The sequence below is a fragment of the Sphingomonas sp. P2_B6 genome (assembly GCF_056404755.1).
The window spans coordinates 157,567-180,240 of record NZ_JBFUDK010000006.1 but is presented as its reverse complement, the minus strand read 5'-3'; the positions used below and the strand labels follow the sequence as shown (position 1 = coordinate 180,240).

The following is a 22,674-nucleotide window of genomic DNA, read 5'->3' as shown; positions in this document are numbered from 1 at the left end:
GAGGAACGAGAGGGGGGGCCGGCCTTATGGCCGGCCCCGAACTTGTCAGTAGTTGTAGGCCCGCTCGCCATGCTCGCTGATGTCCAGGCCTTCGGCCTCGACATCTTCGCTCGGGCGAAGGCCGATGGTGTATTTGAGCAGCGTGAACAGGGCGAAGGACACGCCCCCGGACCAGACCAGGGTGATCAGGATCGCCTTGAGCTGCGTGATCATCTGCGCGCCCATGTCGTACTTGCCGGCAACCGCTGGCATGACGGTGTAGTCGAACCAGCCCTGACCGCCGAGGTTCGGATCGGCCATGATGCCGGTCGCCAGCGCGCCGACGATACCGCCGATGCAGTGGACGCCGAACACGTCGAGCGAGTCGTCATATTTCAGCGCGTTCTTCACGGTCGTCACGAACAGGAAGCAGATCGGCGAGACGACGAGGCCGAGGATGATCGACGTCATCGGCGCGCCGAAGCCCGAGGCCGGGGTGATCGCGACGAGGCCGGCGACGGCGCCCGTTGCCGCACCGAGGAGCGACGGTTTCTTGTGGACAATCTGCTCGATCACGGCCCAGGAAACGGCCGCGGCGGCAGTGGCGACGAAGGTGTTGATGAAGGCGACGCCCGTGACGCCGTTGGCTTCGAGGTTGGAGCCTGCGTTGAAGCCGAACCAGCCGACCCACAGCAGCGAGGCACCGATCATGGTCATGGTCAGCGAGTGCGGCGGCATCGGCTCTTTCTTGTAGCCGAGACGCTTGCCGATCACGAGGCAGCCCATCAGGCCGGCGATACCGGCGTTGATGTGCACCACGGTGCCGCCGGCGAAGTCGAGCGCGCCGATCCCGTAGAGATAGCCGAAGTCACCCGGCTGCTTGGGCAGGAAGTCCGGGCCGGCCCAGTACCAGACCATGTGGGCGATCGGGAAATAGACGATCGTCAGCCATGCAACCACGAAGATGATCAGCGGCGTGAACTTCACGCGTTCCGCGAACGCACCGACGATCAGCGCCGGCGTGATGCAGGCAAAGGTCATCTGGAAGCAGATATAGGCATATTCCGGGATATAGACCCCGTTCGAGAAGGTCGCCGCCAGGGTGGTGGCATCGACGCCCTTCAGGAAGAGCTTGGAGAAGCCGCCGACGAACGGCGCGGTCGCGCCCGAACCGGCGGTGAAGGCCATCGAATAGCCCCAGCAAACCCAGACGAGCGACGCGACGCAGACGATCATCAGGACCTGCATCAGCACCGACAGCATGTTCTTGGTGCGGACCAGGCCGCCATAGAAGAGCGCGAGGCCGGGCACCGACATCATCAGCACCAGCACCGACGAGGTGAGCATCCAGGCGGTATCGCCCTTGTTGGGTGCCGGCGGTGCGGCCGCTGCGGCATCCTGCGCCCAGGCAGGAAGAGCGGCGAAGAGCGCCGCCCCGAGACCGGCCCCGAGACCGGCGATGCCGGCGTATTTCAATGCATGCTTCATCACTGCCCCCTTACTCACAGCGCGGTTTCATCGGTTTCGCCGGTGCGGATGCGCACCGCCTGGCCGACATCGAGAACGAAGATCTTGCCGTCGCCGATCGCGCCGGTGTTGGCCGATGCCTGGATCGCCTCGACGACCTTGCCGGCGAGGTCCGCCGCGCAGACGATCTCGATCTTGATCTTGGGCACCATGTTGGTGCTGTACTCGGCCCCCCGGTAGATCTCGGTCTGGCCCTTCTGTCGGCCAAAGCCCTTCACTTCCGTCACGGTCATGCCCGCGACGCCGATCTCGGTAAGGGCCTCGCGGACCTCGTCGAGCTTGAATGGCTTGATGATGGCAATGATGAGTTTCACCGGCGCCCCCCTTGTGAGAATTGTCCCGGGGGAACATCAGCAATGGTCGTGCCAGAGTCGAAAACACGCGTTTCCGCGCCATTTTCTGAAAGGAAATGTTACCCGCAGGTAAATTTTTGTGCAGCCGCTAACGGCTGCCCAAGAATCAGGCAGTATCCGACAGGATTTTGCGGGCGGCCGCCAGATCCTCGTCATCGACCATCACGCGGACGGGAATGAACAGATAGCTGCCGTCCGCGATGCTCGCATTGCCGTCGAGCGCGAGTGCATCGATCCCTTCCGAATCGAGCCGGCCGATCACGATATGGGCTTCGTTGCGGTTGAAGCGGCCCAACTCTACCAACGCCACTATTGAGCGGCCCGGGTCGGATTGCGGACGGGCAGGCCGTCGATGCTGTGGGTGCGCCGGGCATATTTGCCGAACCGCTCCTCATCGCTCGACTTCGCATGATATTTGCTGAGCGTCTCGCGCTCGCGCTCGAAGCGCATATGCGGCACGCCCCAGCCGCAGCTGGTCTGCACCTGGTCGATCGCCACCTCGAAGATCTGGCGGGTGCCCGGGAGCAAGGTGAAATGAGCTGCCAGCACGGCCCAGCGATCGTCCTGCGGCAGGACCGGCACGCCCCGGCCATAGATACGGAAGATCAGCGCGGGGCTCTCGAAGGCGCAGAACATGATGGTGATGCGGCCGTCGGCGAGGAGATGCGCGTTGGTCTCGTTGCCCGAGCCGGCGACGTCGAGATACGCGACACGTTTGTCGTCCAGCACCCGGAAACAGTCCATGCCCTTCGGGCTGAGGTTGACCCGAGCCCCCTCGGCAGCTGTGGCGACGAAGAACACCGGCTGGCGCGCGAGAAAGGCGCGGTGGTCGTCGGTGAGGGCATCGAAGAACTCGGCCATGGGCGGTCCGTACCACAGCCGTTGCCGGTTCGGGAGGGGCGCGAGAAAGGAATATGTTCACGCGAAGACGCAAAGACGCGAAGAGGAACCCGATGGGCGCTCGTCCGCGACGGCACATCTTCGCGCCTTCGCGTGAAACGCCCTTCTTTCCAACGCGCGCCTGGGAAAGCTTGGAAGCTCAGACCTTGCGTGGCACCCGTGGCCGGCCAAGCGGGCATTCGAGCGCGTCGCGGTCCCAGCCGGCCAGGTCGGCGGCGGCATCATAAGTCGACTGGCAGAAAGCGAGCAGCGCCGCGTCGGGATCGGCGGCGGTGCGGACTGCGTCATAGGACAGGAGGAACTCGCCCATCTCGCTGCTGTAGACGGCTTCGGACGGTTCGACCCTGGCATCGCCATAGCCGGCGGGCGCCGGATAGGCATAGGCGTAGAAGGAGGCGTGCGGCCAGGCGTCGCTGCCGGGCCAGAAGCCGACGCTCGATTCCTCATGGCTGTAGGCTTCGCACGTCACATCGTCAGGGAGGCCGGGCAAACCGCCGGGATGACGCGGCGCATCGCGGCCGGAGAAACGGGTCGAGGCGAGATCGAAGCTGCCCCAGAAGAAATGAGTCGGGCTGGCCTTGCCGAGGAAGCCGGTGCGGAACTGGCCGAACACCCGCTGCGCCTGGATCAGCGCACGCCAGAAGCGGCGCGCGGCCTCCCCATCATAAGGGCGATGCTCGCGATCCTCGGCGAAAGGCAGGGCGCCCGGCATCTCGCTGGGCGTGCCGTCGAACGACGTCGTGACGCCAAGGTCCCGGAGCGCCTCCACCACGGCAGCGTGGAAATCGGCGATGCTGCCGGCCGCGAGCGGAACGGTCTTCACGCCGCCGTCGCTGGCGGCGAAGACGACCCGGTCAGCGATCAGGTCGAAATCGATCTGCAGGATGCGGTCGCCGCACGGGATGGCCGAACTGCCCAAGCCGCGCGCCGTGACGTAAAGCGGGATATGCCAGCTATGGTTGAGCCACGGCGTCAGGGCGAGGCGGACCTTGCCGATGATCTGGGTGCGAAGCTGGAGGCCGATCGCGGTCTCGCGCCACGCGGGCCAGTCGAGGACCGGCCAGGATGCTTCTTGAGATTCGTCCATCATTGGAGCCTACCAGCCGACCGCCGCCTGAGCTAGCGTAGGCCAGGAGGGGCGCGATGTTTGTTTTCTGGTGGCAGGGAAAAGGGTTTCTTACGCCGGTGATCGTGATCGCAGTGGCGATCATCATCGGCATGATCGCCGATGCGGCGCATTTGCCATCCTACACATCCCTTTTCTGGGCCAGCGTCCTGTTCGCCGCTGCGCCGATCAACTGGGAAGTCGGCCGGCGGATGAACGCGAAGCGGCGGGGTTTCGCCCCGCCTGCCACGCTGGTCAGGCGCTTTCTCTATCGTGCCCGGCACAAATTCATGTCGCTGCCCATGGAGAGCTGGTCGATCGTGATGGTGATCGTGGCGGCCGCGCTTGCGCTCCAGTCCTTTTTGATGCGCTAGACCGCCGTGCCGCCCACCGTCAGCCCGCTGACCAGCAGGGTCGGCTGGCCGACGCCGGCGGGGACGCTCTGGCCGCCCTTGCCGCACATGCCGACGCCTTCGTCGAGCGCGAAGTCGTTGCCGATGCCGGTGACCTTGGTCAGCACGCTGGGGCCGTCGCCGATCAGCGTCGCGCCCTTGATCGGGGCGCCGAGCCTGCCATTCTCGATCTTGTACGCCTCGGTGCAGGAGAAGACGAACTTGCCCGAGACGATATCGACCTGGCCGCCGCCGAAGCTCTTGGCGAAGATGCCGTTCTTGACCCGCGAGAGGAGCTCGGCGGGATCGTCCTTGCCGGCGCGCATGAAGGTGTTGGTCATGCGGGGCATCGGCGCATGCGCGAAGCTTTCGCGGCGGCCATTGCCGGTCGGGGCGACGCCCATCAGCCGCGCATTGAGCCGGTCCTGGATATAGCCGCGCAGGATGCCGTCCTCGATCAGCACATTTTCCTGAGTCGGCGTGCCTTCGTCATCGATCGACAGCGAGCCGCGCCGGTCCGCGATCGAGCCGTCGTCGATCACCGTTACGCCCGGCGCCGCGACGCGCTCGCCGATCCGGCCGGAAAAGGCGCTGGTGCCCTTGCGGTTGAAATCGCCTTCGAGCCCGTGCCCGATCGCTTCATGCAGCAGGATGCCGGGCCAGCCCGGGCCAAGCAGCACGGTCATGTCGCCGGCGGGCGCAGCGACCGAATCGAGATTGACCACGGCCTGGGCCAGCGCCTCGTCGATCGCCCGGTTCCACGTCTCGGGCTGCATCAGCGTGTCGTAGAGATAGCGGCCGCCAAGCCCGAAATTGCCTGTCTCGCGCCGGCCATTCTGCTCGACCACGATCGAGACGTTGAGACGGACGAGCGGGCGGATGTCAGTCGCGACGAAGCCATCGGCGCGGACGATCTCGACCACGCTCCAGCTTCCGGACAGCGAGACCGAGACCTGCGCCACGCGCGGATCGCGCGCGCGGGCGGCGGCGTCGATCGTCTGGCAGAGATTCACCTTGTCGGCGAAGGGGATGGGATCGAGCGGATCGGCATCGGTATAAAGATGGCGGTTGGTCGCGCGCGGCGGCGGGGCCTTGGCCGCGGCGGACGGATCGATCAGCGCCATGGTCTCGGCGGCACGGCCGATCGCGGCGGCGCTCAGTTCATTGGCATGGGCGAACGCCGTGGTCTCGCCCGAGACGGCGCGCAGGCCGAAGCCGGAATGCGTGTCGTAGCTCGCGGTCTTCAGCCGGCCATCGTCGAAGCCGAACGCTTCCGACTTGCGATACTGGAGATAGAGCTCCCCGTCATCGGCCCTGGCAAGCGCCGACGCGGTCAGGCGCTGCGCCTCCGCGGGATCGAGCTGGCCATCGTGATAGAGGAACGAGCGGGGGTCTGTAAGGCTGGTCATGCCCGCCAATATAGGCAGGTCAGACGCTGGCGCCAGCCGGATGATCGGGAAGCGTCGACTGATCGACACCATCGGCGGGCCCGCCGATCAGCACGAAGCGCCGATCGCAATAGCCGCAATCGACATAGCCATGCTCGTCGATCTCGAGGAACACGCGCGGATGGCCGAGCGCGGCGCCGCCGGGAATGTCGGTCGCGCCGTCACAGGCGACACGGCGATGGGAGACGCGGAGGGTTTCGGGCGGGGCGATCATGAGGTGGCGCGATAGCAAGGTGGGGCGAGTCGAGCAATCGGCGTTCTCCCGTCCCGTTTACGGGAGGGGATGACCGGCGCGATGTCGCGCGCTATGCGCTCCCGCATGACCGAAGCCGCGATCGTCATCGACTCCCTGTGCAAGACCTACAAGGGCGGGAAGCGCGCGCTTGACGATGTGTCCTTCGAAGTGCCGCGCGGGCAGATCTTCGGGCTGCTCGGGCCGAACGGCGCGGGCAAGTCGACCCTGATCAACATCCTGGCCGGGCTGGTCAACAAGACCGAGGGCAAGGCCTCGATCTGGGGCTTCGACATCGACCAGCATCCGCGCAATGCCAAGGCGTCGATCGGTATCGTCAACCAGGAGATCCTGTTCGACCCCTTCTTCACCCCGTTCGAGACGCTGGAGATTCAGGCCGGGCTCTACGGCGTGCCCAAGGCGAAGCGGCGGTCGATGGAGCTGCTCCGCGCGGTGCATCTGGAGGACAAGGCGAACGCCTATGCCCGCACTTTGTCGGGCGGGATGAAGCGGCGGCTGATGGTCGCCAAGGCGATGGTCCACACGCCGCCAGTGCTGGTGCTCGACGAGCCGACCGCGGGCGTCGACATCGAATTGCGCCAGCAACTCTGGGCCTATGTCCGCGGACTCAACCAGCAGGGCGTGACGGTGGTGCTGACCACCCATTATCTCGAAGAAGCCGAGCAGCTGTGCGACCGCATCGCCATCATCAACCATGGCAAGGTGATCGCGAACGAGCCGACTCGCGAGCTGGTCGGCAAGGCGACCGAGAAGCTGGTCGAGGTGACGGTCGACCGTGACGTCGTGACGCCGCCCCAGTCGGTGTGTTTCCAGAAGATCGAGCTGAAGGGCACGAGAACGCTCGCGATCACTTATGCCAAGGACCGGGTGAATGCCGGCGAAGTGCTCGCCGCGGTTCAGGCCGACGGCTATGGCATCGTCGATGTTTCGACCCGCGAGGCCGATCTGGAAGACGTGTTCCTGAACCTCACCCGGGCATCCAACGGGTAGCGACCGCTTGTTTTCCCTTCCGTTTCGGGCGTAGTCGCTGAAAACGCGGATCGAACGACTGGTCTCGACTTCGCTCGATACGAACGGAGTAGGCGTGCCGGACTTTCATTCAAGCGATGTTCTGATCATCGGATCCGGCGCGGCCGGGCTGACCGCCGCGCTCAATCTCGCCGACCGGGTCAAGGTGACCGTGCTCGCCAAGGGCGGGCTCAACGAAGGATCGACTGCCTGGGCGCAGGGCGGCATCGCCGCGGTGCTGGAGCCGGGCGACACCTTCGAAAGCCATATCGAGGACACGATGATCGCCGGCGCGGGGCTGAACGACCGCGAGACCGTCGAGTTCGTGGTCGAGCGCGCGCCCGCCGCCATCGCGCGGCTGGAAGAGCTTGGCGTGCCCTTCGCCACTGACGGCGACACCCTGCACCTGACGCGCGAGGGCGGGCACAGCCACCGGCGGATCGTGCATGTCGCCGATGCGACCGGCTGGGCGGTGCAGGAAGCGCTGCAGCGCGCCGCCGAGGCGCATCCCAACATCACCCTGGTGCCCGACATGGTCGCGATCGACCTCGCCACCGGCCGCCATGAGGAGCGCTATTCGGGATCGGGCCATGTCTGGGGCGTCTATGCCGTCAACCGCGCGACCGGGCGGGTCGAGCTCTGCACCGCGCGCGCCACGATCCTGGCGACGGGCGGGGCGGGGCGGACCTATCTCTTCTCCACCGCGCCGCGCGGCGCGACCGGCGACGGCATCGCCATGGCGTGGCGCGCGGGATGCCGGGTGTCGAACATGGAATTCATGCAGTTCCACCCGACCTGCCTCTACAATCTGGAGGTCAAGAATTTCCTGATCACCGAGGCAGTGCGCGGCGAGGGCGGGCATCTGCTGATTCCCGATACGGGATACCGCTTCATGCCCGATTTCGACGAGCGCGCGGAGCTGGCGCCGCGCGACATCGTGGCGCGCGCGATCGACCATGAGATCAAGCGGCTCGGCCTCGATTATGTCCATCTCGACATCAGCCATCGCGGGCCGGAGTTCGTGAAGGAGCATTTCCCCAACATCTACGAAAAGCTGCTGGGGCTGGGCATCGACATGACGAAGGACCCGATCCCGGTGGTGCCGGCGCAGCATTATACGTGCGGCGGGGTCGTGATCGACCTGCACGGCAAGACCGACCTGCCCGGGCTCTACGCCGCGGGCGAGTGCAGCGAATCGGGCCTGCACGGCGCGAACCGGCTCGCCTCCAATTCCCTGCTCGAATGTTTCGTGTTCGGCGAGGCCGCGGCCGACCATATCCTGGAGCATTGGGACGAACTGCCCGCGCCGCCCCCGATCCGTCCCTGGGATGAAAGCCGGGTCGAGGATTCGGACGAGGAAGTCGTGATCAAGCAGAACTGGACCGAGATCCGGCGCTTCATGTGGAATTATGTCGGTATCGTGCGCACGACCAAGCGGCTTGAACGCGCGCAGCACCGCATCCGGATGCTCACCGACGAGGTGAACGACTATTACGGCCATTTCCGTGTCACGCCCGACCTGATCGAGCTGCGCAACCTGCTCCAGACCGCTGAGCTGATCGTCCGGTCCGCGCTGCATCGGCACGAATCGCGCGGGCTGCACTACACGCTCGATTATCCCGCGATGCTGCCCGAAGCGATCGACACGGTCCTGATCCCCTGAGAACGCGCCCGGACCTGATCGAGCCGCAAGACTCGCGAATGGAATCAAAAGCCTGGTCCCGATTGCTGTCACCACCATTTCACCTTGTGACAGCCGCGGTTCATCGCAACGCTGGCACATTGGGGATTCCTCAAGGAGATTCCGGGCCTAAGATCGGCGCCGGGGTGGGACATGATTGGTGACGCAGATTCTGCCGTTTGATTTTCCAAGGCCGGTATCGGTCATCCTGCTCGCCGCGGCACTCTGCGCGTGCGGCCACGACACCAGCCGGCACCTCGCCCTGATCCCCCCCGCGCCGGCGCGCCCCAGCTATCAGCTGGTCGTTCCCGTTCCGCCGCCCGCACCCAGGCCGCTGCCGCCCGCGGCGCCCGAGGCGCTGGTCGCGAACATCGCGTCGCTCGCCCGCAACTTCAACGGCAAGGTCGGCATCGCGGTGCGCAGCATCGACCAGGGATGGACCGTTTCCAGCAATGGCGAGACCCGGCTGCCGCAACAGAGCGTGAGCAAGCTGTGGGTGGCGATGACCGTGCTGGACTATCGCGACAGCGGCCGGCTGACGCTTGACGATCCGGTCACGCTGACCCGGGAGGATTTCACCCTGTTCCACCAGCCGATCGCCGCGCTGGTGAAGGGCGACGGCTATCGCACCACGATCGGCGAGCTGCTGCGGCGCGCGCTGACGATGAGCGACAATACCTGCAACGACCGGCTGCTGCGCTATGTCGGCGGGCCGGCGGCGGTGCGCGATTTCATCCGGCGCAAGGGACTGGGCGACATCCGCTTCGGCCCGGGCGAGAAGCTGTTGCAGAGCGGGACGGCGGGGCTCGAGTGGAAGCCGGAATACGCCTATGGCAATGCCTTTGCGGTTGCCCGCGCCCGGCTGCCCCAGGCCGCACGGACCGCTGCGTTCGACCGTTATGTCGCCGATCCGCCAGACGGTGCCGCGCCCGCCGCCATCGCCGGTGCGCTCGCCAGGCTCAAGACCGGCCAATTGCTGTCCAGGCAATCGACCGACTATCTGATCGGCACGATGGAAGCCTCCAAGACGGGCAAGCAGCGCATGCACGGCGCGGTGCCCGGCGACTGGAGCTTCGGCCACAAGACCGGCACCGGCCAGGATCTTGGCGGTCGCACCGCGGGCTATAATGATGTCGGCCTGCTGATGGCCCCCGACGGCCGCAGCTATGCCGTGGCGATCATGATCGGGGACACGCCCAGGCCGATCCCGGCGCGCCAGGCGCTGATGCAGGCAGTCGTCACGGCGGTGGTGGGGAGCCATCGCGGGGGCGGTTATGCCGTTGCCAGCGGCGGCGGCGCGGCCGATGCCGCGACGACGCTGAACAACTAGAGCGCAGGGCAAGTCGGGCTTGGGGCAAGCGCTCCACGCTGCTATCCACCCGCCATGCCTCATCTCTACCTCGTCGACGGCTCGGGTTATATCTTCCGCGCCTATCACCGGCTTCCCCCGCTGACCAACGTGCACGGCGAACCCGTCGGCGCGGTCTATGGCTATACCACCATGTTGTGGAAGCTCGCCGACGAGCTGCACAAGGCCGACGGACCGACGCACATGGCGGTGATCCTCGACAAATCGAGCCATACGTTCCGCAACGAGCTTTACGACAAATACAAGGCGCAGCGTCCGCCGCCGCCCGAGGACCTGGTGCCCCAGTTCCCGATGATTCGCGACGCCACGCGCGCCTTTTCGCTGCCCTGCATCGAGGAGGACGGGCTGGAGGCGGACGACATCATCGCCAGCTATGCCAAGGCCGCGCTGCGCGAGGGCTGGTCGGTCACCATCGTCAGTTCCGACAAGGACCTGATGCAGCTGATCGAGCCGGGGCTCGACCTGTACGACACGATGAACAATCGCCGGCTCGGGCCCGAGCATGTCATGGAGAAGTTCGGCGTGATGCCCGACCGGCTGGGCGATGTGCTGGGCCTGATGGGCGACAGCGTCGACAATGTGCCGGGCGTGCCGGGCGTGGGCCCGAAGACCGCGGCCAAGCTGATCCAGGAACATGGCGATATCGAAGGCGTGCTCGCCGCTGCCCCGTCGATGAAGCCGGGCAAGCTGCGCGACAATCTGATCGAGCATGCCGACAATGCCCGCCTCTCGCGCGTGCTGGTCACCCTGAAGGACGATGCGCCGCTGGCCGAGCCGCTCGAATCGCTCGAGCTGCAGGGGATTCCCGCGGCGCCGCTGCGCGCGTTCCTGGAGCATCACGGCTTCAAGTCGCTGCTCGCCAAGCTTTCCGCCGTCGCCGATGCGCCGGTCGAAACACCGAAGAGCGTGCCGCAGGAGGAGGACCCGCCCTGCGATCACGACGGCTATGAAACGGTGATCGACGAGACCGCGCTCGACCGCTGGATCGCCGAGGCGCGGCGCCAGGGCTGGGTCGCGATCGATACCGAGACGACCGGCGTGGATGCGACCCGGGCCGAGCTGGTCGGGATCAGCATGGCGCTCGCCCCGAACAAGGCGTGCTACATCCCGCTCGCCCATGGCGGCACCGGGCTGTTCGCCGAGAAGCCCGACCAGCTTGCGCCAGCCGTGGCGCTGGAGAAGCTCGGGCCGCTGTTCGAGGATCCCGGCGTGCTCAAGATCGGGCACAATCTCAAATATGACATGATCGTGCTCGGGCGGCTCGGCATCGACGTCGCGCCGCATGACGACACGATCCTGATGAGCTTCGATCTCGATGCGGGCCTGCACGGCCACGGCATGGACGAGCTCGCCGCGACTCACCTGTCGCACAGCTGCATCGCCTATAAGGACGTGGTTGGAACCGGAAAAAGCCAGCTCAAGTTCAACGAGATCGACCTGGCATCGGCCACCCGCTACGCCGCGGAAGACGCCGACGTCACCCTGAGGCTGTGGCGCCGGTTCAAGCCGCGCCTGCCGGCCGAGGGGGCGACGCGGGTGTACGAGATGGTCGACCGGCCGCTCGCCCCCGTCATCGCCCGGATGGAAAGGCACGGCATCAAGGTCGACCGCGAGAGACTTGCCCAGCTGTCCACCGAGTTCGCGCATTCGATCGCCGCGCTGGAGACCGAGATCCACGGCCTTGCCGGCGGCCCCTTCACCATCGGCAGCCCCAAGCAGCTGGGCGACGTGCTGTTCGAGCGGATGGGCATCAAGGGCGGGCGCAAGGGCAAGTCGGGCGTCTATTCGACTGACGTCAACGAGCTGGAGCGGATCGCCGCGGACAAGGACTCGCCGGGCAAGGAGATCGCCCGCCAGGTGCTCGAGTGGCGCCAGCTGTCCAAGCTGAAATCCACCTATACCGACGCGTTGCAGGCGCAGATCAACCCGGAGACGGCGCGCGTCCACACCAGCTATTCGCTGACCGGCGCGCAGACCGGACGCTTGTCCTCGACCGACCCGAACCTGCAGAACATCCCGATTCGCACCGAGATCGGCCGTCAGATCCGCGACGCCTTCGTCGCCGAATCGGGCAATGTCCTGCTCGCCGCCGATTATTCGCAGATCGAACTCCGGCTCGCCGCCCATATGGCCGACGTGCCCGCGCTGAAGGCAGCGTTCGCCAATGGCGACGACATCCACAGCCTGACCGCGCAGGAGCTGTTCGGCGAGGTCAATCGCGACACGCGCGGTCGCGCCAAGACGATCAACTTCGCGATCCTCTACGGCATCTCGCGCTGGGGCCTGGCCGGACGACTGGACGTCACCGCCGACGAAGCGCAGGGCATGATCGACCGCTATTTCGAGCGCTTCCCGGGCATCAACCATTATATCGTCGAGACGACCGAGAAGGCGCGCGAGAAGGGCTATACCGAGACGCTGTTCGGCCGGAAGACGCATTTCCCGCGGCTGAAATCCAAGATCCAGCACGAGCGCCAGGGCGCCGAGCGCGCGGCGATCAACGCGCCGATCCAGGGCACCAGCGCCGACATCATCAAGCGCGCGATGGTGCGGATGGGCCCGGCGCTGCTCGAAGCCGGGCTGCCCAAGGTGCGCATGCTGCTGCAGGTGCATGACGAACTGGTGTTCGAGCTGCCCGAGGGCGACGTCGCGGCGGCAAAGCCAGTGATCGAGCGCGTCATGGCGACCGCGGCCGAGCCTGCCGTGGTGCTCAGCGTGCCGCTCGGGATCGAGATCGGCGTGGGCGCCAGCTGGGGAGCGGCGCATTGACCAATCCGGTCGCCGCCGATGACGGGGGCACCGAGGATCTGAAGGCGCTTGCCAAGGGCGGGCGCACCAACATCCTCGGCTTCGCATTGCGGCTGCTGGCCCGGCTGCCTTTCCTGTTCATCGCTGGCCGGGTCTATGGTCCGGACATCGTCGGCCGCTTCGCGCTGGCCGTGGTGGTGGTCGAGCTCGCCGCGCTGCTGGCGACGCTGGGGCTGAAGCGCGGGCTTGCCCAGGCCCTGTCCTCGTCCGAGCGGCCGCATGTCCACGTCGCCTGGGATGCGATGGCGGTGGCGTTCTGCGCCTCGCTGATCGCGAGCAGCGTGCTGATCGCCATCCCCGAGATCATGTTCCCCAACAGCCCGATCCAGGGAATGGACCGGTGGCTGCCGTGCATCGTCTTCGCCGTCGCCTGGTCCGATGTCAGCCTGGCGGCATTGGCCTATCGCCGCAACGTGAAGGCGACCGTGACGGCCCGGGCGGTCGTCGAGCCCTGGACGATCAGCGTCGCGGCCTATGCCTTTTCCTTCGTCTCGCTGCGCGACGGACTGTTCTATTCCTATATCCTGTCGATGGCGGCGGCGCTGGTCGCCTCGCTGATCCCGTTCATCCGCAGCTATGGCCTGCCCTATGGCTGGCGGCCGCGCGTGGTGCGGCTGTTCGCCATGGCCAGCCGCAACGTGCCGCTGGCGGGCGCCGATGCGATCGAATGGAGCACGCGCAACGTCGACCGCTTCATCCTGGGCGTGATGTTCGAACCGAAGATCGTCGGCATCTATTATATGGCGCAGCAGGTCGCCTCCTTGCCCGCCAAGCTGAAGACCAGTTTCGATCCGATCCTGGGGCCGGTGATCACCGCGAGCCTGGCCCGGGACGACCGCGAGGCAGTGGCGGCGCAGGTCCGCCAGGTCGGTTTCTGGATCATGGCGGCGCAGGCCGGCCTGGCGTTGGTCGGGTCGATTCCGGGCGAGGCGGTGATGGGCGTGATCGGTCCGCAATTCGTCGCCGGCACCGCGGCGCTCGCCTTCCTGCTGACCGCCGAAGTGGCGGCATCGACCGGGGCGGTGTGCGAATCGGCGCTGGTCTATGTCGCGCGGATGCGGAACCTGGCGATCTCGCTCTTCATGCTGGGCTTTCAGGTCGCGCTGAGTTTCGGCCTGATCTTCGCGATGCGGGCGATCGGCTGGCCGGTCAATTTCCAGGCGGCGGGACCTGCCGTCGCCCTGCTGATCTCGCTTGCGATCAGCTCGATCGTGAAGGCGAGCTTCCTGTCGCGCCTGCTCAAGGCGCGGGTATCGGGGTTCCGATGGCCCTTGCTCTGGGCCGCGGTCGCCGCGATCGCGGTCGGCTCGCTCTTCACCTCGCTGCCCAGGCGCTATGAATGGGCCGAGCTGATCATCGGCGTGCCGGTGATCCTCGCCTGCTATGTGTTCGTGCTGCACCGCTGGGCGTTCGGCCCCGAGGACCGCGCGCTGTTCGGCAAGATCCCCGCGGCGGAAGACGCGCTGCCGACCTGAGGATTAGTGGCGGAAGTGGCGCATGCCGGTGAACACCATCGCCAGCCCCGCTTCGTCCGCCGCCGCGATCACCTCGTCGTCGCGGATCGAGCCGCCCGGCTGAATGACGGCGGTCGCCCCCGCCTCGACCGCGGCGAGCAGGCCATCGGCGAAGGGAAAAAAGGCATCCGAGGCGACGGCCGAGCCGATCGTGCGCGGTATGGCCCAGCCGGCCTTGTCAGCGGCGTCCTTCGCCTTCCAGGCGGCGATGCGGGCGGATTCGAGGCGGTTCATCTGCCCGGCACCGATGCCGGCGGTGGCGCCGTCCTTGGCATAGACGATCGCGTTCGACTTGACGTGCTTGGCGACGGTCCAGGCGAAGCGGCAATCGGCGAGTTCGGCCTCGGTCGGCTGGCGCCTGGTGACCACCTTCAGATCGGGTGCGGCACCATTATCGCGGGTCTGGACCAGCCAACCGCCAGTGATCGACTTGGCCATGATGCCGTTCCGCGCCGCATCGGGCAGGTCGCCGGTGAGCAACAGGCGCAGGTTCTTCTTCGCGGCGAAGATGGCGAGCGCGGCTTCGTCGGCATCGGGGGCGATCACCACCTCGGTGAAGATGCCCGAGATGGCGCGCGCGGTCGCTTCGTCGAGCGCGCGGTTGAGCGCGATGATGCCGCCAAACGCCGAGACCGTGTCGCAGGCAAAGGCCTCGGCATAGGCCTGTTCGATCGTCGCGGCAGTGGCGACGCCGCAAGGATTGGCGTGCTTGACGATGACCACGGTCGGCGCGGCATCGCGGAATTCGCTGACCAGCTCGAGCGCGGCATCGGCATCGTTGTAATTATTGTAGCTGAGTTCCTTGCCCTGCACCTGGCGCGCCTGGCCGACGCCGCGCGCGGCCGGGCCGGTGGCGGTGTAGAAGGCGGCCGACTGATGCGGGTTCTCGCCATAGCGGAGCGTCGCGCCGCGCTTCAGCGTGATCGGCAGGGTTTCCGGAAAGGCCTCGCCCTGATCGGCGAAACCGAACCAGCTTGCGATCATGCCGTCATAGGCAGCCGTCGCGGCAAAGGCGCGCGCGGCGAGGCGCTTGCGCAGTTCCAGCGTGGTCGCGCCGGCGCCCGCGTCCATCTCGGCGATCAGCGCCTCGTAATCGGCAGGGTCGGTGACGATCGCGACGAAGGCGTGGTTCTTCGCCGCCGAGCGAACCATCGACGGGCCGCCGATATCGATATTCTCGATGATCTCGGGCCGGTCAGCGCCCTTCATCACGGTCTGGAGGAAGGGATAGAGGTTGACCACCACCAGATCGATCGCGCCGATGCCATGCTCCTCCATCGAGGCGACATGCGCCGCATCGTCGCGCACGGCGAGCAGGCCGCCATGGACCTTGGGGTGGAGCGTCTTGACGCGGCCGTCCATCATTTCGGGAAAGCCGGTCAGGTCCGAGATGTCGCGCACTGCGAGCCCCGCGTCACGCAGCGCCGCAGCGGTGCCGCCGGTCGAGACCAGCTCCACGCCGTGGCGGGCGAGCGCCCGGCCGAGATCGACGATGCCGGTCTTGTCGGATACCGACAACAGGGCGCGGCGGATGGTGATGGCGGTCATGGGGCACTCCGGGGGTAAGGATTGCGCGCCCCTCTGCCGCCTCAGGTCGCGCGCTTCAAGGTCCAGCTGACATTGGCGCCGCCGGCGGGCGATTCGCCGGAGACGACGAGCTGCTGGGTCGACTGGGGACGGCCGTCGCCGTCGATCCACAGGCTGTCCTCGATCGTCAGCGTGCCGCCGCGGCAGCGGAACTGCCACAACACCCCACCCGGCAGGCGCAGAAGCGCGGCCATGCCGTCCGCCGTGGGCGAGACCGAGACGCCCTGGCCGAGATGGAAACGGACCGCGAAGGCCGTCGCGGCGAGCGCGCGCTTCTTGCTCGCGGGCAGGAGCATGTCCTCGCCGCGCACCTCGCGCCCGTCGCCGGTCATGACGAGCTGGCGGCGGTGGAGGAAGCCGTACCGCCTGGCATAGCCGTCATGGCTTGCCTCGATCCGGCTCGACGCCTCGCTTTCCTGGCGCGTCAACTCGACTTCGGCGACACCCCGGCCGAGCGTTCCGTCGGCATGGATCGCGGTCGAATTGCTGTCGCCAACGACCAGGGTCGAATGCGCGGCAGTGGTGCGCAGGCCATCGGCGAGCGCGGCGGGCAGCTGCGCGACGGCAGCGCGGGCGCCGCCGCAATTGACGACGAGGCGGTGCGGCCCGTCGGAGAGTTCGAACGCGAGCGTCGAGGCGCAGCCACCCTCTACCAGCCGGGCGATCGGCGGGGGCGCCGCATCCATGATCAGCACCGCGGCACCGGCGGCGAGCCGCTGATAGCCCCAGTCGCGCGCCTGGCGGAGCGGCCGTGCGCGAATCCCGGTCGCGGCGATGATCGCGTCGAGCGTCTCGCCCCGGACGGGGCCTCCGCCCTGCCAGCTGGAAAGCCCGTGATCGCCGAGACACACGCCGAGCAGCGCCGGCACCATGCGCGCCAGCACCGCGGCGATGGCCGGCGGTTCGACCAGGCGGCGGGCAGCATAGACATGCTTCAGGCTGGTCAGCAGCATGATGATGTCGAGTTGCGCCATGGGCGAGCGCGCCACGCTGCCGCCATCCTCGAACACCGAGACCGACAGCGCCTTGGCCAGCGCGGACTCAGCCGCGCCGCGCCGCGCATCGCCGCCCGGGATCAGCAGGCCGGCCGCGACCACGCCGCACAACGCCGCGACCCGGGGAGCGCCGGGCGGGAGCTTGTCCGCGCCGCGATCGATGTGGCGCGCGCCGCGGGCCAGCGTGTTGAGGACGAGACTGCGATAGACCAGGTCAGTGCTCGACAGGATCAGCGGCGCATGGGCGGCCCAGAGCAGGATGCGGCGGCCCCACAGATCGGCGCGCCAGGCCGGCTCGCTGACCTTGTCGGCATGCGCGGCGAGCCAGCGGCGCATCAGATCCTCGGCGATCGGCGTCGCCTGGCGGCGCGGCGCGGCGCTGGAAAGGTCGCGCAGCCACAGGAAGCCGTGAAGATAATCGCCAAAGGCGCGCGAGAAATCGGGCGCGGCGAGATCGAGGTCGGCGATGACCCGGATTTCGCCCCGCAGGTTCAGTGTTCCCTCAAGCAGCGCCTGGCCGCGGCGCGGATCGCCGGGAAAAGGATCGTCGGGCACCGCGATCAGCTTCAGCGGATGCCGGCCCTTCAGCCGCATGCCGTGGATCGGCGTCTTCCAGGTCAGGCGGTGGAGATATTCCGAGAGACGCTCGGCAAGCGACAGGCCCTTGTCGCCCCCGGATCGAATCAGCCGCTTGCCTTCTTCGATGCCGTCGGCGCCGGAATCGCGATCGCCGTCCTTCACCCGCCTCTCAAGGCAAGGATATTGGCGGCATAGGCCGAGGCGCCGCCCCGGAAGGTCGCGGTGCCCGCCACCAGCGCGTCGGCGCCGGCGGCAATCGCCTCACGCGCGGTGACCGGATCGATGCCGCCATCGACTTCGAGATCGACGCTGAGCCCGGCCTTGTCGATCATCTTGCGCACGCTTTCGATCTTGCGCAGCGCGCTGGCGATGAAGCCCTGGCCGCCAAAGCCGGGATTGACGCTCATCACCAGCACCAGATCGACTTCCTCAAGCAGGTAATCGAGCGCCTTGGCCGGCGTCTGCGGCGTCAGCACCACGCCGGCGCGCTTGCCGAGCTTGCGGATGTGCTGGAGGCTGCGGTGCGTGTGCGGCCCGGCCTCGACATGGATGCTGATGGTGTCGGCGCCAGCCTCGGCGAACTGGTCGAGAAAGGCATCGACCGGCGCGATCATCAGATGGACGTCGAGCGGCTTGGTGGTGTGCGGGCGAAGCGCCTTCACCACGGCCGGGCCGATCGTGATGTTGGGCACGAAATGGCCGTCCATCACATCGACATGGATCCAGTCGGCGCCAGCCGCATCGATCGCGCGCACCTCCTCGCCGAGACGCGCGAAATCGGCGGAGAGGATCGAAGGGGCGATACGGACAGGCTGTTGCATGACCGATTCCTTAGCATGGCTGAGTCGCCCCGCAAGGCAAGTCAGGCCGCACGGCGCAATCGGGCGATGAAGAAGCCGTCACAGCCGCCTTCGTCGCCTAGCATGCCGGGCAAGGTGCGGACCCAGCCGCGCTGATGCGGCGCGATGCCCCTGGGCAATTCCTCGTCGCGTACCGGATCGATCGCGAAATCGGGCTGGGCCGCGAGAAAGGCCATGAGCTGCTCCTCGCCCTCGGCGCGTTCGAGCGAGCAGGTGGCATAGACCAGGGTGCCGCCGGGCTTGACCCATTTGGCCGCGCGGGCGAGCAATTGCGCCTGCACGCGTGCCATCTCGGCGATCACCCGCGGATTCACGCGGTGGAGCACATCCGGGTGACGGCGGAAGATGCCGGTCGCGCTGCACGGTGCGTCGAGCAGCACGGCATCGGCGGGCGCATCGGGCGACCATTTGAGCAGATCGGCGGCGATGACCGTCGCGTCGAGATGGGTGCGCTCAAGATTCTCGCGAAGCCGCGCCAGGCGGTTGTCCGACGAATCCACCGACGTCACGCTCCAGCGGGCGCTGGCGAGCTGCATCGTCTTGCCGCCGGGGGCCGAACAGAGATCGAGCGCGACACCCTGCCCCCTGCCGATCAGCCGGGCGGGCAGCGAGGCCGCGATATCCTGCACCCACCAGCCGCCCTCTTCGAAACCCGGAAGTTCCCGAACGTTAGTGCTGGCGAGACGGATATGGCCGGGGAGCAGCGAAATGCCCCCCACTTCCTCCGCCAACGCCTCGGTAGCGGCCGGATCGGCGAGGGTCAGATCGAGCGGCGGGGGCACGGCAATGGCGCGTTCGGCGGCGCCGACCTGGTCCTCGCCCCAGGCATTCTGCCAGCGCGCCTCGACATCCTCGGGCAAGGTCGGAAATTCCGGGAGCGTGGCGGCGCCGCGCATCAGGGTGCCGAACACGCCGTGGACCAGCTTGCGCGGGCCGCCATCGACCAGCGGCAGCACGGTCGAGATCGCGGCATGCGGTGGCGTGCCGAGCGCCAGTGCCTGGACCAGGGCGATGCGCAGGGCGAAGCGTGCCTTGGCGTCATCGGGCAGGCGGCTGCGCGTCGCCGAATCGATCAGCAGGTCGAGATCGGGCAGGCGCCGCAGCGTTTCGGCGGCGATGGCATGCGCGAGCGCGCGATCGTCGCCGCGATCGATCCCCTGAGTCGCGCGGTCGAGCGCTGCCTCGAGCGGCAGGCCCTGGCGCAGCACCGCATCGAGCAGCTTCAGCGCGGCGCGGCGGGCGGGCACGCCCGGCGGATCGGCGGGGCGGTCGGAAGATTGGCGTGGGGGTCGGGTCAAATCGCTTGAACTCATGTCGTTGCGGGTGGATGGGGTGGCAAGCAGCATCCGGGATGAACCGCCATGGGCCGCCGCCCGCCACATGTGAAGCCGCCAGCCTATCTTTCCAAGAGCCCGCCGGTGCCGAAACCCGATCCCCAGCCCGCGCCCGAGGCGGAAAACGACCCGCTCGGGCTCGATCCGACGCGCTATGGCGACTGGACGCTCAAGGGCATCGCAGTCGATTTCTGAGGCGATCGAGGTTCTCCTGATTGTCGATCCGCCCCAGCGCGGATCGGTAATCGACCAACCACCGTTCGTCCTGATTAGCCATTGAGCTTGTCGAAATGGCGTATCGAAGGACAAGCGTACCACGCGCCAAGGTGCTTCGATACGGGCTCTCGATACGGCTTCGCCTACTCGATCCCTACTCAGCACGAACGGAAGGGTGAGATCGGGACAACGGCGGGAGAGTTCAGACGAGCAAGTCCCGCAGTTTTTGCACCGTATTCCAGTTGCGCATCGTCGCGAGCTTCGGGAATTTCACCTTCGCCATTGCCGGCAGCAGCTTCGAATGCCCGACATCCACCGGGAAATCGATGAACAGCTCGCGGTCGATCGCCTTCAGAAGCTCGGGTCCGTCATAGATGGCAGGGATTTTCTCGATCAGCCCGTCCGGCACCGGGTCGCGGTGGAACGACACCAGCAGATGGTTGGGATGGGCCTTTGCGGCGTCCGGAAAGGGGTTCGCGGCGATCACCGCTTCCAGTTCCTTCAGATTGCGCACCACGACCTCGGTCTTCAGGCCCCAGGCGGCGAGTGCCTCCTCCAGGGCCTTTTCCAGTTTCGCCCCGTCAGTCTCCGTGGCGGTAAAGACGACATTGCCCGAGGCGAGCAGCGTCTTGACGTCACGATGGCCGATCTTCTCGACCAGCGCCTTCAACTCGGTCATCGGGATCTTCTTGCCCCCGATATTGATCCCCTTGAGCAGGGCTGCCCAGCGCATCACTGATCCTCCCGGGTTAGCGGCCGCGCCAGCAGCGCGCCGACGACTTCGCGCACGTCCGCGCCGTCGAGCAGCGCGCAGACGGCTTCGGTGACGGGCATGTCGGCCCCGACCTCGGCCGCGGCCTCGCGCAACACGGGCGCGGTGAAGGCGCCTTCCGCGACGGTGCGGCGATCCGCCATCAGGTCGCTTGCCGATTTGCCCTGGCCGAGCCCCATGCCGAGCGAGAAGTTGCGCGAGCTGGTCGAGGAGCAGGTAAGCACGAGGTCGCCCAGCCCCGAGAGGCCGGCCAGCGTTTCCGCCCGGGCGCCGCGCGCCAGGCCGAAGCGCGTCATCTCGGCGAACCCGCGCGCGATCAGTGCGGCACGGGCATTCTGGCCAAGCCCGGCGCCCTCGACCACGCCGCAGGCGATGGCGAGCACGTTCTTGACTGCGCCGCCAATCTCCGCGCCGATGACGTCGGACGAGAAATAGGGCCGGAACGCCGGGCCGGCGAGACGATCGGCCAGGCGCGCGCCGAGATCCTCGCTGTCGCAGGCAAGCGTGACGGCAGTCGGCTTGCCCTGGGCGACCTCGAACGCGAAGGTCGGGCCCGAGATCACCGCGATCGGCGCGTCGGGATGCACCGCGCGCGCGACCTCGCCGACCAGCAGGCGCGATCCGGCCTCGATGCCCTTGGCGCAGAGCACCAGCGGCGTGGCGCCGATCGGCATGGCGCCGAGGATGCCGCGGATATGCTGGGCGGGGACGACGATCAGCAACGCATCGCAGGCCGAGACGGCGTCGAGCGACCCGGTCGCCTCGATCGAGGCGGGCAAGGCGATGTCGGGCAGGAACAGCGGGTTCCGGTGCGTGGCGTTGACCGCCTCGACCACCTCGGGCTCGCGCGCCCAGAGCAGGACAGGCTCGCCTTCGCGCGCCGCGACGCTGGCGAGCGCGGTGCCCCAGGCACCGCCGCCGACGACTCCGATCCTCATGCCTTCACTCCCGCGCCGCGCACAGCCTCCGCCCCCGGATCGAGCGGCCAGCGCGGCCGCGCCGCCACGTCGAGCGGATCGGTGAGACCCATGGCGAAGCGCTCCGCCCCGGCCCAGGCGATCATCGCGGCATTGTCCGTGCAAAGCCACAGCGGCGGCGCGACGAAACGCAGGCCGCTGGCGGTCGCCAGACCCTGCAGCGCGGTGCGGACCGACCGGTTGGCCGCCACGCCGCCCGCGACGACGAGTGACGTCACGCCGTCAGCCCGGCCCAGCGCCTGCGTCGTCCGATCGATCAGGCAATCGACCACGGCCGCCTGGAAGGACGCGGCGATATCCTCCGCGCTCCAGGTGCCGGCATCGCGCGCGCGGGCGACCGCGCTCTTCAGCCCTGCGAAGGAGAAATGCGGCTCGGCCGAACCTCTCAGCGGGCGCGGCAGCGGCACGGCGGTCGGATCGCCCAGCTCGGCGGCACGCTCGACGGCCGGGCCACCGGGAAAACCGAGACCGAGCAGCTTGGCGGTCTTGTCGAAGGCTTCGCCCGCCGCGTCGTCGATCGTGGTGGCGAGGCGGCGATAGGTCGCGACCCCCTCGACCAGCAGCAGCTGGCAATGGCCGCCCGAGACGAGCAGCAGCAGATAGGGAAAATCGAGATCGGGATCGGACAGGCGCGGCGACAGCGCATGGCCTTCCAGATGATTGACCGCGATCAGCGGCTTGCCGACCGCATGCGCCAGCGCCTTGCCGGTGACGAGGCCCACCATGACGCCACCGATCAGCCCGGGCCCGGCGGTCGCGGCGATCGCGTCGACATTGGCCAGGGTCACCCCGGCATCGGCCAGCGCGCCTTCGACCAGCGGGATCAGCGCCTCGACATGCGCGCGTGCCGCGATCTCCGGCACGACACCGCCATAGGGGCGATGTTCCGCTTCCTGCCCGAGCAGGCGGTGGGCGAGGACGCGGCGGTCGCTGGTCACCAGAGCGGCGGCGGTTTCGTCGCAGCTCGATTCGAGGCCGAGGATGAGTGCCATCGCGCCTCCCTAACGGTTCGCCCCG

21 protein-coding genes are annotated in these 22,674 nt (G+C 67.5%); 7 read left to right on the top strand and 14 right to left on the bottom strand.

The window, feature by feature from the left end; genetic code table 11:
• Positions 1-45: 45 nt before the first annotated feature.
• From AC1DX5_RS11065 to AC1DX5_RS11045, 5 genes are all read right to left on the bottom strand, one after another.
• Positions 46-1,467, bottom strand: coding sequence for an ammonium transporter (locus AC1DX5_RS11065; RefSeq protein WP_465171285.1), 1,422 nt, complete (start codon positions 1,465-1,467; stop codon positions 46-48).
• Between the two features lie 14 nt (positions 1,468-1,481).
• Positions 1,482-1,820: a P-II family nitrogen regulator gene (locus AC1DX5_RS11060; RefSeq protein WP_372856643.1), complete on the bottom strand. Its 339-nt coding sequence runs from the start codon at positions 1,818-1,820 to the stop codon at positions 1,482-1,484.
• A 145-nt stretch (positions 1,821-1,965) separates the two neighbouring features.
• A complete protein-coding gene (locus AC1DX5_RS11055; RefSeq protein ID WP_465171284.1) occupies positions 1,966-2,169 on the bottom strand; it encodes a putative signal transducing protein in 204 nt (67 codons plus the stop codon).
• Positions 2,169-2,720, bottom strand: a complete 552-nt coding sequence (locus tag AC1DX5_RS11050) for a pyridoxamine 5'-phosphate oxidase family protein (protein ID WP_465171283.1) — start codon at positions 2,718-2,720, stop codon at positions 2,169-2,171. The genes AC1DX5_RS11055 and AC1DX5_RS11050 overlap by 1 nt, the downstream gene beginning before the upstream one ends.
• Positions 2,721-2,898: 178 nt before the next feature.
• On the bottom strand, positions 2,899-3,849 hold the full coding sequence (locus tag AC1DX5_RS11045; protein ID WP_478015405.1) for a DUF5996 family protein: 951 nt from the start codon (positions 3,847-3,849) through the stop codon (positions 2,899-2,901).
• A 53-nt stretch (positions 3,850-3,902) separates the two neighbouring features.
• Here AC1DX5_RS11045 and AC1DX5_RS11040 point away from each other — a divergent pair, with 53 nt between their 5' ends.
• Positions 3,903-4,238, top strand: a complete 336-nt coding sequence (locus tag AC1DX5_RS11040; protein ID WP_478015404.1) for a hypothetical protein — start codon at positions 3,903-3,905, stop codon at positions 4,236-4,238.
• On the opposite strand, the gene tldD is transcribed toward AC1DX5_RS11040, so the two are convergent.
• Entirely contained in the window at positions 4,235-5,665 is a 1,431-nt protein-coding gene (gene tldD / locus AC1DX5_RS11035; protein ID WP_478015402.1) for a metalloprotease TldD, read from the bottom strand. The genes AC1DX5_RS11040 and tldD overlap by 4 nt on opposite strands.
• Positions 5,666-5,684: 19 nt before the next feature.
• The gene (locus AC1DX5_RS11030; RefSeq protein ID WP_299904562.1) at positions 5,685-5,918 is read right to left on the bottom strand and encodes a zinc-finger domain-containing protein; all 234 of its coding nucleotides are present in this window, start codon (positions 5,916-5,918) and stop codon (positions 5,685-5,687) included.
• Between the two features lie 105 nt (positions 5,919-6,023).
• On the opposite strand from AC1DX5_RS11030, the gene AC1DX5_RS11025 reads away from it, so the two are divergent.
• The 5 genes from AC1DX5_RS11025 (at position 6,024) to AC1DX5_RS11005 (ending at position 14,298) form a co-directional block, all read left to right on the top strand.
• Entirely contained in the window at positions 6,024-6,947 is a 924-nt protein-coding gene (locus AC1DX5_RS11025) for an ABC transporter ATP-binding protein (protein ID WP_465171280.1), read from the top strand.
• A 94-nt stretch (positions 6,948-7,041) separates the two neighbouring features.
• Positions 7,042-8,628, top strand: a complete 1,587-nt coding sequence (nadB, locus tag AC1DX5_RS11020) for an L-aspartate oxidase (protein WP_465171279.1) — start codon at positions 7,042-7,044, stop codon at positions 8,626-8,628.
• Positions 8,629-8,803: 175 nt separating this feature from the next.
• Positions 8,804-9,976 carry a serine hydrolase gene (locus AC1DX5_RS11015; protein ID WP_478015400.1) on the top strand — a complete coding sequence of 391 codons (1,173 nt, stop codon included), beginning with the start codon at positions 8,804-8,806 and terminating at the stop codon, positions 9,974-9,976.
• Between the two features lie 54 nt (positions 9,977-10,030).
• Positions 10,031-12,784 carry a DNA polymerase I gene (polA, locus tag AC1DX5_RS11010; protein WP_478015398.1) on the top strand — a complete coding sequence of 918 codons (2,754 nt, stop codon included), beginning with the start codon at positions 10,031-10,033 and terminating at the stop codon, positions 12,782-12,784.
• Entirely contained in the window at positions 12,781-14,298 is a 1,518-nt protein-coding gene (locus AC1DX5_RS11005) for a lipopolysaccharide biosynthesis protein (RefSeq protein WP_478015397.1), read from the top strand. The genes polA and AC1DX5_RS11005 overlap by 4 nt, the downstream gene beginning before the upstream one ends.
• 3 nt (positions 14,299-14,301) lie before the next feature.
• Here the strand turns inward: AC1DX5_RS11005 and purH are convergent, their stop codons facing one another.
• The 4 genes from purH to AC1DX5_RS10985 are packed head-to-tail and all read right to left on the bottom strand — an operon-like array spanning position 14,302 to position 19,656.
• Entirely contained in the window at positions 14,302-15,885 is a 1,584-nt protein-coding gene (gene purH / locus AC1DX5_RS11000; RefSeq protein ID WP_478015395.1) for a bifunctional phosphoribosylaminoimidazolecarboxamide formyltransferase/IMP cyclohydrolase, read from the bottom strand.
• A gap of 41 nt (positions 15,886-15,926) precedes the next feature.
• Positions 15,927-17,660, bottom strand: a complete 1,734-nt coding sequence (locus AC1DX5_RS10995) for a heparinase II/III family protein (RefSeq protein ID WP_478015393.1) — start codon at positions 17,658-17,660, stop codon at positions 15,927-15,929.
• The gene (rpe, locus tag AC1DX5_RS10990) at positions 17,657-18,319 is read right to left on the bottom strand and encodes a ribulose-phosphate 3-epimerase (RefSeq protein WP_478015391.1); all 663 of its coding nucleotides are present in this window, start codon (positions 18,317-18,319) and stop codon (positions 17,657-17,659) included. The genes AC1DX5_RS10995 and rpe overlap by 4 nt, the downstream gene beginning before the upstream one ends.
• A gap of 41 nt (positions 18,320-18,360) precedes the next feature.
• Positions 18,361-19,656: an RsmB/NOP family class I SAM-dependent RNA methyltransferase gene (locus AC1DX5_RS10985; RefSeq protein WP_478015389.1), complete on the bottom strand. Its 1,296-nt coding sequence runs from the start codon at positions 19,654-19,656 to the stop codon at positions 18,361-18,363.
• Positions 19,657-19,719: 63 nt separating this feature from the next.
• Between AC1DX5_RS10985 and AC1DX5_RS10980 the strand changes: the two genes are divergently transcribed.
• Positions 19,720-19,887 (top strand): DUF1674 domain-containing protein, encoded by a 168-nt coding sequence (locus AC1DX5_RS10980; RefSeq protein WP_478015388.1) that lies wholly within the window; start codon positions 19,720-19,722, stop codon positions 19,885-19,887.
• Between the two features lie 223 nt (positions 19,888-20,110).
• Here AC1DX5_RS10980 and AC1DX5_RS10975 read toward each other — a convergent pair whose 3' ends face one another.
• From AC1DX5_RS10975 to tsaD, 3 genes are read right to left on the bottom strand one after another with little or no spacing between them, the layout of a single operon-like run.
• Positions 20,111-20,641, bottom strand: coding sequence for a DUF1697 domain-containing protein (locus AC1DX5_RS10975; protein WP_465171271.1), 531 nt, complete (start codon positions 20,639-20,641; stop codon positions 20,111-20,113).
• A complete protein-coding gene (locus tag AC1DX5_RS10970; RefSeq protein ID WP_478015386.1) occupies positions 20,641-21,618 on the bottom strand; it encodes an NAD(P)H-dependent glycerol-3-phosphate dehydrogenase in 978 nt (325 codons plus the stop codon). Before AC1DX5_RS10970 ends, AC1DX5_RS10975 begins: the two co-directional genes overlap by 1 nt.
• Complete coding sequence (gene tsaD / locus AC1DX5_RS10965; protein ID WP_478015384.1) at positions 21,615-22,649, bottom strand: tRNA (adenosine(37)-N6)-threonylcarbamoyltransferase complex transferase subunit TsaD; 1,035 nt, start codon at positions 22,647-22,649, stop codon at positions 21,615-21,617. The genes AC1DX5_RS10970 and tsaD overlap by 4 nt, the downstream gene beginning before the upstream one ends.
• Between the last annotated feature and the right edge of the window lie 25 nt (positions 22,650-22,674).